Origin of the sequence: Brucella sp. TWI559 (assembly GCF_039674265.1) — a bacterium.
GTDB lineage: Bacteria > Pseudomonadota > Alphaproteobacteria > Rhizobiales > Rhizobiaceae > Brucella > Brucella chromiisoli.
Genome location: NZ_JBDJNE010000016.1, coordinates 1 through 14,868 on the forward strand (window position 1 = coordinate 1; position 14,868 = coordinate 14,868).

The window sequence follows — 14,868 nt, forward strand, 5'->3', positions numbered from 1 at the left end:
ATCGCTGTCAAACTCAATCTGCCAACTCAAGGGACGAACCAGTCTGCCGCTAGCAGCGTCGCCGCCCTCGTTGTGGCGCCATATAGACCCCACTCAACAAAACTGTCAACGTATAATCCGCAAAAAGGATAACTTTTCTTTCCACAGGCAATATGGTGGATTTTAACAGAATTTCAACCATTCGAAAGCGCTGATTCCAATTTTGCGACAATGAAATGACAAATATGACGATGAAATATCACTTTGGGATCGACGGCGGCGGCAGCGGGTGCCGTGCAATCCTTGCCGATGCGGCAGGCAACGTGCTTGGCAGGGGAGCATCTGGACCTGCTAATATTGGCGCGGATGCGGATAACACCATTCTCCATATCTATGAAGCAACCGAACGCGCGCGCGAAAATGCCGGTTTATCGGCTTCTATATATAAGTCAGCCAATGCCGTGCTTGGACTGGCCGGAGCCAACGCGCTATCCAGTCATGCCACTCTTTATAAGCGTCTGCCATTTGCAACGAGCAAAATTGTTTCCGATGCGCTCACCGCATTAGAAGGCGCGATGGGTGACGGTGATGGCGCAATTGTCATATTGGGAACCGGCTCGGCCTTTGTCCAGCGTATCGACGATGTGATTCAAATCATCGGGGGGCGCGGTTTTATGCTCAGCGATCATGCGGGCGGAGCGCGTCTCGGTCGGGATCTACTGGAATATACCTTGCTTTCGAGTGACGGTTTCGAAGATTCGACCGATCTCTCACAGGCCGTTTTGGAGAAATTCGAGGGCGATCCGCGCAACATCACCACATTTTCGCGCACAGCCAATGCTTCCGACTATGCGAGCCTTGCACCATTGCTTTTTGATTTTGCGGCGAAACGCGACCCGCTGGCGATCACTCTCCTCACCCACGCCTGCAACATGATCCGCACAGGATTGGAAAAAATGGCAATTAAAGAGCACAAACGTTTCAGCATAACAGGTGGACTTGCGGCATCATATATAGCGCTGCCATTCTTTCCTTATAGAGAATTTTATGCAGAGCCCCGTGGCGACAGTCTGCAAGGTGCACTTGCTCTCGCCATGAAGGGCTCAAGCGTCTGACACGTGCGACGTGAAGGTAACTTGCCCGGGCCGACATAACCCCCTAATTCTTATATATTCACTCACATGCGTGATCGGCTGGTTCTTAAGACAGTGCAACAGGGGTGCCATGCTAACCAAAAAAGGCAAATACGGCCTGAAAGCCATGGTGCATCTTGCCGGTGTAACGGACGGACAATTGGTTTCAGCGAGCGAAATCGCCGAGAAGCATCATATTCCGCGCAAATTTCTGGATAATATTTTCACTGAATTGCGCAATGCGGGCTTTGTATTAAGCCGCAAAGGCAAAGGCGGCGGATTTTGCCTCGCCCGCCCGGCCAATGAAATACATATCGGCAACATCATCCGCGCACTTGATGGCGCGCTTGCGCCCATCGCCTGTGCCAGCAAGACCGATTATCAGCCTTGCGATGACTGCGATGAGACCGATTGTGAAGTGCGGCACATGATGCTGGACGTGCGCGAAGCAATCGCCAATGTGCTTGATCACCGCACGCTTGCCGACAGCCGGGCTTCTGAAATGGCCGCGCTGTCGGCTGAATGAACTGGCGTTAAGCGGCAGCGGACCAGCTTGGAAACGGATCGCTGAGACGCTGCCAGCTTTCCGGCTTGAACACCTCTTCCGGCACCAGACAACCATCAAGTTCGGCAATCATGGCAGCCTTGTTCATCGGATCGACGCCGATAAACACAATTTCCTGTCGGCGATCTCCCCATTCAGCATCCAGATAGGGCTTCATTGCCTGATGCCATTCTGGCTCTGCAGGCCAATAGCTGCGCGGAACGGCAGACCACCAACGCCCACGCTTATTGGTGCGAACCAAAGCACCAGCCTGGCTGAGTTCGCCCACATAATCGGGACGTGTTGCCAACCAGAAAAAGCCCTTGGCGCGAACAACGCCCGGCCAGCTTTGATCGATAAAGGCCTGAAAACGGGCCGGATCGAACGGACGGCGCGCACGATAGACAAAGGACTGAACACCATATTCCTCCGTCTCCGGCACATGTTCATGGAAACCATGAAGTTCTTTATACCAAAGCGGATGCTCGTGGGCGCGATTGAAGTCAAACAACCGCGTATCAAGTATGGAATCGAGCGGGATTTTTCCGAAGTCCACTTCTTCAATGCGGGCATCAGGATTGAGTGACCGGATGACCTTGCGCGCCAGATCGCGCTCTTGCGCTGTCGCAGTCGAAATCTTGTTAAGCACCACAACATCCGCAAACTCAATCTGTTCGACCAGAAGATCGACCAGCGTGCGCTCATCTTCATCGCCCAGCGACTCACCACGATCACGCAAAAAATCGTTGGAAGAATAGTCCTTCAACAGATTGGCAGCATCAACAACTGTGACCATCGTATCAAGGCGCGCCAGATCGGACAGGCTTTCGCCCTTTTCATCGCGAAATTCGAACGTTGCGGCGACTGGCAAAGGTTCGGATATGCCGGTTGATTCAATCAGCAGGTAATCAAACCGATCCTGCGAAGCCAATTGTGCTACTTCTTTCAGGAGATCGTCACGCAACGTGCAGCAGATGCAGCCATTGGTCATCTCGACAAGCTGTTCTTCCGTGCGCGATAGATCGGCCCCGCCCTCGCGCACCAGAGCGGCATCAATATTAATCTCACTCATATCATTGACGATGACGGCCACGCGGCGGTTCTCGCGATTGTTAAGGACGTGATTAAGAAGCGTGGTTTTCCCCGCTCCGAGGAAGCCTGAAAGAACGGTAACTGGAAGCCTTTTCATGGCAACTCCTTTGCTGGCCAATTTAGACGGTACTGATTGTTAATGTTATATCATTACATTTGTGAGGCAAAAAAGAGGCGGCAAAGCCACCTGACAATCCTTAAACACCTCAACTGAGCGCCGTCGTTTATGATCTGATAGGTTTTTAAAAGCTTGCGTGCCGGACTGTTAGAGCTTTTCCGGCAAAAGCGCGCTGCGATTTTGCGCCGGATAATGCGTAACCAAACAAAGAGAGCATTTCTGGATTAAATTTAATCGTCAGAAATGCTCTGTCTTTTCATTTTAGCACACATCTTAGCCCGAAAACCGGTGCCCACTTTTCGGGATGTGCTTTATCTCGACAAACAGCCCTTCAAAGAATCTGCGAGATTACGGATGAGTTGCGGATAAAGGTCCGGGCCATTCTTCAATTCAGCTCCGAGCGGATCGAGTACACCGGTTTTTGCGTCCGTTCCGTCGATAACTGTGTTCACTAGCTTCGGCTCAAACTGTGGCTCAGAGAAAACGCATACAGCGCCAAGTGACTTGATCTTTTCGTGAATGTCCTTGATGCGCGCAGCACCGGGCGCTTTTTCCGGGCTAACCGTGATTGAACCGACAGCCTTCACACCAAAACGGTTTTCAAAATACTGGTAAGCATCGTGGAAAACGATGAAAGGCTTATCTTTTACCGGCTGCAGTTCGTTGTCGATATCTTTGGTCAGCGCATCGAGCTTTTCAGCATAATCGGCAGCATTCTTTTCATATTGCACCGCATGGTCTGGATCATTTTCGCTCAAAACCTTTGCAATGTCACCAACCAGAACCTTGCCATTTTGTGGATCCAGCCAAAAATGCAGATCGTAAGCACCATGCTCATGCTCATGTTCATGCGCCTTTTCAGCCGCTTCATTTGCGTGATCATGACCATCATGAGAACCGGCCTCGGCGCTATGATCGTGCGCGTCGTGATCATGGCTGTGACCTTCATGCCCGTGATCATGCGCCTCGAATGGCCCACCTTCGCGGAATTTAAGTTTGGTCAGACCGTCCGCATCACCAAGCGCCACCACTTTGGCACCATCGCCCAGTGTGTCGATCGATTTGTCGAGAAATGTTTCCATAGAAGGACCGGCCCAGAAAATGACCTTGGCATTTTCGATCGCCTTTGCATCTGAAGGCTTGAGGCTATAGGCGTGTTCTGATCCCGCCCCCTGCACGATCAATGTCGGCTCGCCGACGCCCTGCATGACGGCAGCAACCAGCGAATGCAACGGTTTGATTGAAACCACAATGCCAGTTCGCTCGGCAGCAGAAGCGGCATTACCAAAAACAGCCATAAAGGCGGATGCCAACAACAGGGATCGGAAGTGTTTCATAGAGCTCTCTTGAATGTCAGATTGGCGTTAACAATATGTGGGAGTGATATGTTATTTTATTACATCATTTGCGTTATGCTATAACGTCTGTAATAAGAAGACACAACCTCTTTTTGGAGAATTGTTCACAGCGCAAAACCACGAGACGCAAACGAACCCGAATCGGCATATGTTTCACACATGTTGAAATAAGGATTTCGGGGCTGCTGCGGGTTAATAACGCGAAGACGCTCTCAAAAAGGCAGCGAAAGCTCATTTTATATGGCTCATAAGACCGCCCTCCCCGCGCATTCGAAGCGGGAACCGCTGATAGAATTAAAAAATGCCGGCGTTTATCGCGACGGTCGTTGGCTTGTACGCAATGTTGATCTGAGCATTCATCGCGGCGAAATCGTCACCCTTATTGGCCCCAACGGTGCGGGGAAGAGCACAACGGCCAAGATGGCGCTGCATATTCTCAAGGCCGATGAAGGCAACATTCGCCATATCAAAGGCCTGCGCATCGGTTATGTGCCGCAAAAGATCAGCATCGACCGGACCATGCCGCTTTCCGTCGAGCGTCTGATGACGCTGACGGGACCGCTGTCCAAAGATGACATTCTGCGCGCACTCGACGCTGTCGGGATCACACATCTTATAAAGGCAGAGATTACCAATCTTTCAGGTGGTGAGTTTCAGCGTGCATTGATGGCGCGCGCGCTTGCGCGCAAGCCCGACATCATGGTGCTTGATGAGCCGGTGCAGGGCGTGGATTTTTCCGGTGAGGCCGCCCTTTACGAACTTATTGCCAAATTGCGCGATGATATCGGCTGCGGCGTGCTGCTAATTTCCCATGATCTGCATCTGGTGATGGCTGCAACGGATCGTGTTATTTGCCTCAATGGTCATGTCTGCTGCAGCGGTTCACCGCGTGATGTGGCCTCAAGCCCGGAATATGTGCGCCTGTTCGGAAGCCGAGCCGTTGGCCCCCTGGCTGTCTATGAGCATCACCATGATCATACGCACCTGCCTGACGGCCGCGTCATGCATGCGGATGGCACGGTGACAGATCATTGCCACACAGAAGACGGTCATCATCACGAGGGTGAGCATCATCACCACCATGAGGGAGACACGCCCCATGCTTGACGATTTTTTCACCCGCGCGGTCATTGCCGGTGTTGGGCTTGCGCTCACCACAGGCCCGCTGGGCTGTTTCATTGTGTGGCGGCGTATGGCCTATTTCGGTGATACAATGGCGCACTCAGCACTTTTGGGCGTCGCATTAGCTCTGATTCTGGACATCAATCTCATGATCGGTGTCTTTGCGGTGGCCGTTGCGATTTCAGCCATTATGCTGCTGCTTCAGAAAAAGCACTCGCTTTCAGCGGATTCGCTGCTGGGCATTCTATCACATGCAACATTGTCATTGGGTCTGGTTATCGTCGCCTTCATGACATGGGTGCGCGTTGATCTTTTGTCTTTCCTCTTTGGTGATCTGCTTGCGGTTTCACGTCTCGACATTGCGTTTATTTATGGCGGCGGAATTCTGGTACTCGCCTTGCTTGCATGGTTGTGGCGCCCATTGCTTGCCGCAACAGTCAGCGAAGATATTGCACGTGCAGAAGGATTGAACCCCGCCTTATCGCGGGTCATTTTCATGCTTCTGCTGGCAATCGTTATCGCCATCTCGATGAAGATCGTCGGTATATTGCTGATCACATCACTGTTGATCATTCCTGCCGCAACCGCCCGCAAATTTGCCACAACGCCGGAGCAAATGGCCATCATCGCATCCCTCATTGGCGCATTTGGCGTAATCGGCGGGCTTTATGGTTCGGTTGAGTTTGATACGCCTTCCGGCCCATCGATCGTCGTTGCCACACTGGCTATTTTCATTTTAAGCCTCCTGCCATTAAATAGGAGAGAGGCTTCACCGAAACGGACCGCAGGACAATGAGCAATCACACCGACCATAACCATGCCCATCATCATGCATCCCAAGACCTGACCCGCAATCAGACGCTCGTTTTCGATGTGTTGTCCAAGGCGGAAGGACCGCTGAGCGCCTATACGATCCTTGATCAACTCCGTGATGACGGTTTTCGCGCGCCCTTGCAGGTTTACCGTGCGCTGGAAAAGTTGCTTGATTACGGGATGGTGCACCGACTTGAGAGCCTCAATGCATTTGTTGCCTGCGCGCATCCGCAATGCCACGAACATGGTCTGATTGCTTTTGCCATTTGCGAGCAATGTGGACAGGTCACGGAATTCTCGGATTCAGCAATTGAAAACCTCGTCAGCGCATGGAGCGTGCAGACAGGCTTCAAATCCCGCAAGACGACGCTTGAGCTGCGCGGCCTGTGTGAAAAATGCGGTAATCACTAAAGCATCTCGCGGAAAAGTGGGAACTGCCTTCGCGAAGAAGTTCAATTCACCGAACTGATCTCTATTCCCGCTCCGATCCGAGAGTGACATACGTAAGAGCAAGAAGATAGAGCGAGCCTATTGGGGATGATTAAGCGCGACACGCTCTAAAACATTTCCAGACAAACTGCGAAGCGGTTTTGCTCGAGATAGAATTCGTAAAACAAAAACGGCGGGGATTCCCCGCCGTTTTCTATTCGCGTGCGCTCAGTTTACATCACATGAATAGATGCTGAACTTCAGGCATATCAATAATGCCCAGGGAGAGTGCCGTCGCAACTGCAGATGTCCTGTTGGAGCAATTGAGTTTGATCTTGGCATTCTGCAGATAGGTGACAACCGTCCAGCGGGCGATGCTGAGAATATCCGCAATCTCGCCGTCCGTTTTCCCGCTCGCCGCCCAGCGCAAGCAATCCACCTCACGGGGCGTTAACAGTCCATTTGCGGAATTGGCGTCTTTGCAGCCACAAAGCGAACTGTGGATGATGCCCGAAAGGCTGAGCAGACGCGGCCGCATACGCGCGATGAATTGTTCATGATCTTCATCCGTCACTTCAAAGCTAAACAGCGTGCAACCCATTACACCCTTTTGATTGCGCGCTGAAACTCCAATGAAAAGATTGCCAAGACCGTGCTTTTCGGCATCCTGTTGTAGCTCCATCACCGCAGGGCATACCTTCGCATCATCCGCCAAATTTCTGACAATGCCGCTGGCATCATTGCGAAAATACGGTGCATCTTCCTGAAAAATCGGATCAATCACGAAGTAGTTTTTCGTGGAGTAGCGTGTCGACCAGCTTACGGGAACGGTCATCACAACGGTCAGATCATCAGCACTGACTTTTGTGTTATCACCCATACGCCCCCTGAAAGTATGAATGATATGACGGCAGCCTATCTCATCACGAATACGCTGCAGCAGGGAGAGCACATCACTTTGAAAAGAAAGACCGAAAAACGTTTTTTTGAAGTTTGGAAAGTGAATCAAATCTAAAGTCATTGGCTAATATTCCTTAGCATATAAATATTCAAAACCCATATTTGAGGCTCAGCACTTCTCCTGAGAACCGACACTGTAAGTGCATCAATTCGCCATAAGTCAGATAAAAAATACGTCTTAAATCAACTCGCAATTTTTTCGTTGCAAATATGCATTTGCATGAAAAGCGTTGGGAAATGTGGTTAACGGGTCAAAAAAATAGATTTGTTACAAAAAATAACCAAATTGTGATCGAGCCATAAAGTAGGTGTTTCATTTCTAAACACCTTGCGCGTTTTTTCCAAAAGCTCTGAAGAAAAAATCAACGGCTGATTCTACGTTTTTTCTGATTGATTCTGGCGATGGCGGTTCTGAAAGAGTACCGAAAAGACGCGGACGATACATACCCGCCAAAAACAAATCCGTGAGCTGGTAGGCTTTCTCCATGACATCAAATGGCTCAAGCTCGCCTGCCTTGATCATCCGGTCCATATAATCAGCCATGACAATCAGGCTGCGCTTGGGGCCGCGTTCATAAAAACGCGCCGCAAGTTCCGGTTTGCGCTCACTCACGCCGATGATGATACGCTGCGCGCGGACTGCTGTTGATGAGGTAATAAGTGTTACCAAGGCTATGCCGAATTCCACAAGTTCCTGACGCGATGAAAATCCACGATCAAGCGTCTCCACCAATTTACTGAACAGCGTCTGCCGATAATGCTCGCAAAGCTCTACAAAAAGGTCTTCTTTGGAGTTAAAATAAACATAAATCGTGCCCTTGGAAACGCCGGCTTCGCGGGTAATGTCGTTCATGCTGGCGGCATCAAAGCCCATGCGCAGAAAAACACTCTGCGCGCCTTCAAGGATCTGCATGCGCTTTATAGGATCCTGTCCCGCACCCAGACGTGTGCGCGAGCCATCACTATCAGGTTCATCGGTGAACCGACCCACTTCGCGCTCCTCAACAGCTACATAATCAACATTTTCTATGCAGCGTTCACGATTCATTGTGCAATCTCTTCATTATTTTCGAACCAAGCGGTTCGATCACTCTTGATATGGGAAACTTATTGCTCTAAGTCAACATCGAACCAAGCGGTTCATTGAAGCGGTTGTAAAGAAAGTTTGCCTCATGTCCGCCCACAAATCTGTCGATACGGCTGATATCCGCCCATTTCCGAAACATTCCGTTCTGGATGATCAGAGCAAGGTAGATGCATACCCGATCAGTGAGCGGTCATCGCCCCACACCGAGCCACATGCAGCAACGCAGGATCTGAAAAAGGCAGACGCTGGCAATAAAAAAGGCTTCGGTAAGCGCGTTGTGCTTCCCGGCATTCTCATTGCGGCTGTGGCGGGTGGCCTCTGGTACGGTTATGACTGGTGGACCGTGGGCCGTTTCATGGTCTCGACAGATGACGCTTATGTGCAGGGCGACATTGCATCGATTGCACCAAAAGTGACCGGCTATATAGAAAACATTCCGGTTGTTGCCAATCAGGCCATCAAGGCTGGCGATGTGATTTTCCAGCTTGATTCTGGCGATTATCAGATTGCACTTGATGATGCTGAAGCCAAGCTCAACACGCAGAAGCAGACGCTCAATCGGATCACGGCCCAAATTGATGCCGCAAAAGCGAGCCTGCAACAGGCCCAGGCCGACGAGCAGGCTTCACAGGCAGTTTTGAAGAATGCCGAAAGCACGATGGTGCGCGTCCAGAAGCTGCACGATACCCGTTTCTCTGCGCAATCTGAACTCGACAACGCACAATCTTCGCTCGATCAGGCGAAGGCAAAGCTTGCGGGTTCAAACGCCCAGATCGCTTCAGCCAATGCCAATATTGAGGTGCTGAATGCGCAATATAAAGAGCAGGAAAGCACCATTCGCTCGCTGGAACTTGCACGCGATAAAGCTGCGCGTGATCTCAGCTTCACCACTCTGCGTGCGCCTTTTGATGGTGTTGTCGGTAATCTTTCCGGTAAGAAGGGCGATCTTGTAACACCCGGACAGAAGATTGCGGCGCTTGTTCCTGTGAACGCGCTCTATATCGACGCCAATTTCAAGGAAACGCAGCTCAGCCATATCAAAACGGGTGAAACAGCACGCATCTATGTGGATGCGATCGATGGTCCTTACATTGAAGGCAAGGTTGCATCCGTTGCTCCGGCGTCAGGCGCCGTGTTCTCGCTGCTGCCTCCTGAAAATGCGACGGGTAACTTCACCAAGATTGTTCAGCGCGTTCCAGTTCGCATCACAATTCCTCAGGATGCGCTCGATTCAGGCAAAATCCGCGCCGGTCTCAGCGTGACGGTGGATGTCGACACACGCACTGCGCCAGACGATAAGGCCAAGCAATAAAAGCGATTGCGCTTATGAGATGACGATATGGTGGTGCGGCTTTCATGTCCGCACCACCTTCCTTTGTTGAATTTCGGAGTGCGCCTTCATGGCTGCAAACACCACCATGGGGCCAATAGCTCCGGCAGATGATCGGATCGATCCCAAGAAGGCCATTGCCTTTCTTGCGATGGTGTTCGGCATGTTCATGGCCATTCTGGATATCCAGATTGTGTCGGCATCGCTTTCAGAAATTCAGGCTGGCCTCAGTGCCAGTTCCGATGAAATCTCGTGGGTTCAGACATCTTATCTGATTGCCGAAGTCATTATGATTCCGCTTTCTGGCTTTCTCGGACGCCTTGTGTCCACGCGGGTTCTGTTCACGGTTTCAGCCGCGGGCTTCACGCTGGCCTCCATGCTCTGCGCCACTGCGACCAGCATCGATCAAATGATCGTTTATCGCGCTATACAGGGTTTTATCGGCGGCGGCATGATCCCAAGTGTGTTTGCGGCAGCTTTCACAATCTTTCCACCATCCAAGCGATCCATCGTGTCGCCGATGATCGGCCTCGTCGCAACACTGGCGCCCACAATTGGCCCCACTGTTGGTGGCTATCTCAGTCACGCTTTTTCATGGCATTGGCTGTTTCTGGTCAATGTCGGCCCCGGCATTCTCGTCACCATCGCTGCATGGAACCTGATCGATTTCGATGAAGGCGACAGCTCTCTGCTGAGCAAGTTCGACTGGTGGGGTCTCGCTGGCATGGCAGCCTTCCTTGGTTCCATGGAATATGTGCTCGAAGAAGGCCCCCGCAATGACTGGTTACAGGATGAAGCCATTTTCATCATGACCGGCATTATGACAATCGGCGGTATCATATTCTTCTACCGCGCCTTCACAGCCGAAGAGCCCATTGTAGATTTGCGGGCTTTCAAGAACGTCAACTTTGCCTTTGGCTCTCTGTTTTCATTTGTCATGGGTGTCGGCCTTTACGGCCTCACTTATCTTTATCCGCTCTATCTGAGCAGTATACGCGGATACGACGCACTCATGATCGGCGAAGCACTGTTTGTGAGCGGTCTTGCCATGTTCTTCACGGCACCCCTGGCGGGTTTCCTGTCCAATCGCATGGACCCGCGTCTCATGATGATGATCGGTTTTCTTGGCTTTGCAGCCGGAACCTGGATGGTCACGGGCCTGACGGCCGACTGGGATTTCTATGAGCTTCTCATACCGCAAATCTTGCGTGGCTGCTCGCTAATGCTGTGTATGGTGCCGATCAACAATCTGGCACTCGGAACCCTGCCCCCGGCATTGATGAAAAATGCTTCCGGCCTGTTCAACCTGACGCGTAACCTTGGCGGCGCTGTTGGTCTCGCCGTCATCAATACCATTCTGACCCGCCGCAGCGATATGCATTATGAGCGGATGGCTGAGCATGTTCGCTGGGGCAATGCCCAGGCCGAGCAGATGCTGGCCAATCTGACAGCCAAATACAATGCCGCCGGGATGGATGGCGCAACAATTGCAATTTCGAAAATGTCGGGCATGGTGCGCCAGCAAGCAACCCTTATGTCCTTCATCGATGTCTTCTTCATCCTGACGATGATGTTCTGTTCGCTTGCAGTTTGTGCGATCCTGTTACGCAAGCCAAAAGCCGGTGCCGGAGGTGGTGGCGGTCACTAAACTGCAACCACCAAGCTTGAAAACTCAGGTTCAAACGAAGCTGATCCAGCTTCGTCCTCCGTTCATTAATTTTCATTTGAAAGCCACTTGCGCGCGTCATGCCGCCAGCAGACTAAAGCCTGTCGTTTTGGGAAAAGCCTCTCTTATAAATGTGACAGCGGCGAAAGCTCTGTCACATTTATTGTCATAAAAATGCAGTTCAACCTTATGGGTCAATTGCTAAGTGCCTGAAAACGTGTTTCACTTTCCACCGCTGACATTTTGTGACAAGCCGCGATCTGTCATCCAACCGTCATCTATGGCGGCTATCGGGAGTGCGCGAACACTGGAATCGACCGGGAGCGTTCGTCCGACTTAACAGGGGAGTCTAACAATGCTTGCTTTTACTGCGCGTCTGCTGTCTCTATCGACGGCAATCGCTGTTGGCGGAGTTTCTATTGCTGCTGCCGAACCATCAGCCGAACTCATCGCCGCTGCCAAGGCAGAAGGCCAATTGACAACGATCGCTCTCCCGCACGACTGGTGTGGCTACGGCGAAATCATCAAAAGCTTCAAAGACAAGTATGGCCTCAAGGTCAACGAGCTGAATCCTGATGCGGGTTCCGGCGACGAAATCGAAGCCATCAAGGCAAACAGAGACAACAAAGGCCCTCAGGCTCCTGACGTTATTGACGTCGGCTTTGCTTTTGGCACGACAGCCAAGAAAGACGGTCTGATCCAACCTTACAAGGTCTCAACCTGGGACGAAATTCCGGATAGCGCCAAGGACCCAGAAGGTTACTGGTATGGCGACTATTACGGCGTTCTTGGTTTTGAAGTAAACAAAGACATCGTCAAGGACGTCCCTCAGGATTGGGAAGACCTGCTCAAGAGCGATTACGCAAACTCGGTTGCTCTGGCTGGTGATCCACGTGTTTCCGCACAGGCAATCCTCGGCGTTCATGCAGCCGGTATCGCCCGTGGTGGAGAACCGGGCGCGGAAGCTGGCAAAAAAGGCCTCGAATTCTATAAAGAACTCAACGCAAATGGTAACTTCGTTCCAGTCATCGGCAAGGCTGCTTCGCTGGCGCAGGGTTCGACCCCGATCATCATCCGCTGGGATTATAACGCGCTCGCAGACCGTGATACGCTCAAAGGCAATCCGGCAATCGAAACCGTGATTCCAAAGTCGGGCGTTGTTGCTGGCGTTTACGTGCAGGCCATCAGCGCTTACGCACCGCATCCAAACGCTGCCAAGCTCTGGATGGAACACATCTACTCTGACGAAGGCCAGCTTGGCTATCTGAAGGGCTACTGCCATCCGATTCGCTTCAATGCGATGGCGAAAGCTGGCAAGATTCCACAGGAACTGCTCGACAAGCTGCCACCGGCAGAATCTTACGAAAAGGCAATCTTCCCAACGCTTGAACAGATTGAAACCGCTCAGGAAGAAATCACCAAGAACTGGGATAGCGTCGTCGGCGCAAACGTTCAGTAAGCGATTTCATCTCGCCCTGTTTATGCCTGTGACGACCAGAAATGGTCGTCACAGTGCTTCCAAAACAGATATAGAAAGAACGCATGAATTCATCAGCCGAAACAATCGCGCCAGTTAGCAGGGTGCGTAAGCGTCAACTGCCGCTTTCATATGTTGGCGTTGCGCCTTTTTTCCTGTTTGCCATTCTCTTCCTTTTATGGCCGACCATGTATCTTATCGTCGGCGCGTTTCAGGACCCGAACGGCAATTTTACGCTGAAAAATGTCTACGACCTTTTCCAGCCTCAAATTATGAGTGCCTATTGGGTTTCGATTAAAGTGAGCCTCGCATCTGCCATCGGCGGTGCATTCATCGGCTTCTTTCTGGCCTGGGCCGTTGTGCTTGGCAATCTGCCGCGCTGGCTGCGCCCGACCGTTCTGACATTCTCAGGTGTTGCATCGAATTTCGCTGGCGTTCCGCTGGCCTTCGCGTTTCTCGCGACCCTTGGCCGGACCGGCTTCGTGACGATCCTGTTGCGTGAGTGGTTCGGTTTCAATCTCTACTCGACCGGCTTCAACCTCTTGAGCTTTTTTGGTCTCACAATCACCTATTTGTTCTTCCAGATTCCGCTGATGGTGCTTATTCTGACCCCTGCCCTCGACGGTCTGAAAAAAGAATGGCGTGAAGCCTCTTCGATCTTAGGTGCCACCAATCTGCAATATTGGCGCATGGTAGCTTTCCCGATTCTCTGGCCAAGCCTGCTCGGCACAACACTGCTATTGTTCGCAAATGCCTTTGGAGCAATTGCCACGGCCTATGCATTGACCGGTTCTTCGCTCAACATCGTTCCGATCCTGCTTTATGCGCAGATCAGAGGCGACGTGCTGCATAACCAGAATCTTGGCTATGCACTGGCGCTTGGCATGATTGTGATCACCGGACTTTCCAATCTTCTTTACATCTGGCTGCGTATGCGTGCCGAAAGGTGGCAGCGATGAAGAAAGGTTTTAACGCCCAGAAAATCGGGGCATGGATCGCTTTCCTGATTGGGGCGATCTACTTCATCGTGCCGTTGATCGGTACTTTTGAGTTTTCATTGCGTATGCGCCGCGGCGAATATTCCTTTGATGCCTATCGTGTTGTTTTCAGCGATCCGAATTTTCAGGCCACATTCAGCTATTCGATTGTGCTCGGCATCCTGACCATCATCTTCGGCGTGCTTCTTGTCGTGCCAACGGCTTATTGGGTACGTCTGCGCCTGCCGCATCTGCGCCCTTTGATCGAATTCATAACCCTGATGCCGCTGGTTATTCCGGCAATCGTCATCGTGTTTGGATATCTGCGCATCTATAATTCGTCATCATGGCTGCCATTCACCTCCTCAACGCGTGCAACCGACCTGTTGCTGATGTTTGGCTATATGACGCTCTCGCTGCCTTATATGTATCGCGCCGTCGATACGGCCATGCGCACGATTGATGTTCGCACATTGACGGAAGCGGCCCAAAGTCTTGGCGCAGGCTGGGGCCGGATCATGTTCAAAGTCATTTTTCCCAATGTCATGTCGGGGGTGATGAGTGGTGCGTTCATCACTTTTGCGATCGTTATCGGCGAGTTTACGCTTGCCTCGCTGCTCAATCGTCCGGCCTTCGGCCCCTATCTCCAGCTCGTCGGCGCAAACCGCGCTTATGAACCCTCCGCGCTGGCGATCATCTCCTTTGGCATTACATGGCTCAGTATTATCATGTTGCAACTCGTTTCACGCCTTAATAAATTCAAGACAACCGCCGGGTAACCTT

The 14,868-nt window shown here is 51.6% G+C and carries 14 protein-coding genes; 10 read left to right on the forward strand and 4 right to left on the reverse strand.

The features are described 5' to 3' along the window. Positions 1-215: 215 nt before the first annotated feature. Positions 216-1,094, forward strand: a complete 879-nt coding sequence (locus tag ABE530_RS16080; protein WP_499695172.1) for a glucosamine kinase nucleotide-binding domain-containing protein — start codon at positions 216-218, stop codon at positions 1,092-1,094. Between the two features lie 109 nt (positions 1,095-1,203). Then, positions 1,204-1,638, forward strand: coding sequence for an RrF2 family transcriptional regulator (locus ABE530_RS16085; RefSeq protein WP_265986397.1), 435 nt, complete (start codon positions 1,204-1,206; stop codon positions 1,636-1,638). Positions 1,639-1,645: 7 nt separating this feature from the next. On the opposite strand, the gene zigA is transcribed toward ABE530_RS16085, so the two are convergent. Together zigA and znuA are read right to left on the reverse strand one after the other, a co-directional pair. Next, positions 1,646-2,845: a zinc metallochaperone GTPase ZigA gene (gene zigA, locus ABE530_RS16090; protein WP_499695173.1), complete on the reverse strand. Its 1,200-nt coding sequence runs from the start codon at positions 2,843-2,845 to the stop codon at positions 1,646-1,648. 332 nt (positions 2,846-3,177) lie between these two features. After that, entirely contained in the window at positions 3,178-4,203 is a 1,026-nt protein-coding gene (znuA, locus tag ABE530_RS16095) for a zinc ABC transporter substrate-binding protein ZnuA (protein ID WP_499695174.1), read from the reverse strand. A gap of 261 nt (positions 4,204-4,464) precedes the next feature. Between znuA and ABE530_RS16100 the strand changes: the two genes are divergently transcribed. The 3 genes from ABE530_RS16100 to ABE530_RS16110 are packed head-to-tail and all read left to right on the forward strand — an operon-like array spanning position 4,465 to position 6,570. Then, complete coding sequence (locus ABE530_RS16100) at positions 4,465-5,331, forward strand: ATP-binding cassette domain-containing protein (protein WP_499695175.1); 867 nt, start codon at positions 4,465-4,467, stop codon at positions 5,329-5,331. Next, positions 5,279-6,142 (forward strand): zinc ABC transporter permease subunit ZnuB, encoded by an 864-nt coding sequence (znuB, locus tag ABE530_RS16105; protein WP_499695230.1) that lies wholly within the window; start codon positions 5,279-5,281, stop codon positions 6,140-6,142. The genes ABE530_RS16100 and znuB overlap by 53 nt, the downstream gene beginning before the upstream one ends. Further along, positions 6,139-6,570, forward strand: a complete 432-nt coding sequence (locus ABE530_RS16110) for a Fur family transcriptional regulator (protein WP_265986402.1) — start codon at positions 6,139-6,141, stop codon at positions 6,568-6,570. Before znuB ends, ABE530_RS16110 begins: the two co-directional genes overlap by 4 nt. A gap of 256 nt (positions 6,571-6,826) precedes the next feature. Here the strand turns inward: ABE530_RS16110 and ABE530_RS16115 are convergent, their stop codons facing one another. After that, positions 6,827-7,609 carry a helix-turn-helix transcriptional regulator gene (locus tag ABE530_RS16115; protein ID WP_396998557.1) on the reverse strand — a complete coding sequence of 261 codons (783 nt, stop codon included), beginning with the start codon at positions 7,607-7,609 and terminating at the stop codon, positions 6,827-6,829. 258 nt (positions 7,610-7,867) lie between these two features. Beyond that, a complete protein-coding gene (locus ABE530_RS16120) occupies positions 7,868-8,596 on the reverse strand; it encodes a TetR/AcrR family transcriptional regulator (protein WP_323054571.1) in 729 nt (242 codons plus the stop codon). A 124-nt stretch (positions 8,597-8,720) separates the two neighbouring features. Here ABE530_RS16120 and ABE530_RS16125 point away from each other — a divergent pair, with 124 nt between their 5' ends. From ABE530_RS16125 to ABE530_RS16145, 5 genes are all read left to right on the forward strand, one after another. Further along, entirely contained in the window at positions 8,721-9,947 is a 1,227-nt protein-coding gene (locus ABE530_RS16125; RefSeq protein ID WP_499695176.1) for an HlyD family secretion protein, read from the forward strand. 88 nt (positions 9,948-10,035) lie between these two features. Next, positions 10,036-11,613 carry a DHA2 family efflux MFS transporter permease subunit gene (locus ABE530_RS16130; RefSeq protein WP_499695177.1) on the forward strand — a complete coding sequence of 526 codons (1,578 nt, stop codon included), beginning with the start codon at positions 10,036-10,038 and terminating at the stop codon, positions 11,611-11,613. 373 nt (positions 11,614-11,986) lie between these two features. Continuing rightward, positions 11,987-13,090, forward strand: coding sequence for an ABC transporter substrate-binding protein (locus ABE530_RS16135; RefSeq protein ID WP_499695178.1), 1,104 nt, complete (start codon positions 11,987-11,989; stop codon positions 13,088-13,090). Between the two features lie 83 nt (positions 13,091-13,173). Continuing rightward, positions 13,174-14,067: an ABC transporter permease gene (locus tag ABE530_RS16140; RefSeq protein ID WP_499695179.1), complete on the forward strand. Its 894-nt coding sequence runs from the start codon at positions 13,174-13,176 to the stop codon at positions 14,065-14,067. Then, positions 14,064-14,864 (forward strand): ABC transporter permease, encoded by an 801-nt coding sequence (locus tag ABE530_RS16145; RefSeq protein ID WP_265986408.1) that lies wholly within the window; start codon positions 14,064-14,066, stop codon positions 14,862-14,864. Before ABE530_RS16140 ends, ABE530_RS16145 begins: the two co-directional genes overlap by 4 nt. Positions 14,865-14,868: the final 4 nt, after the last annotated feature.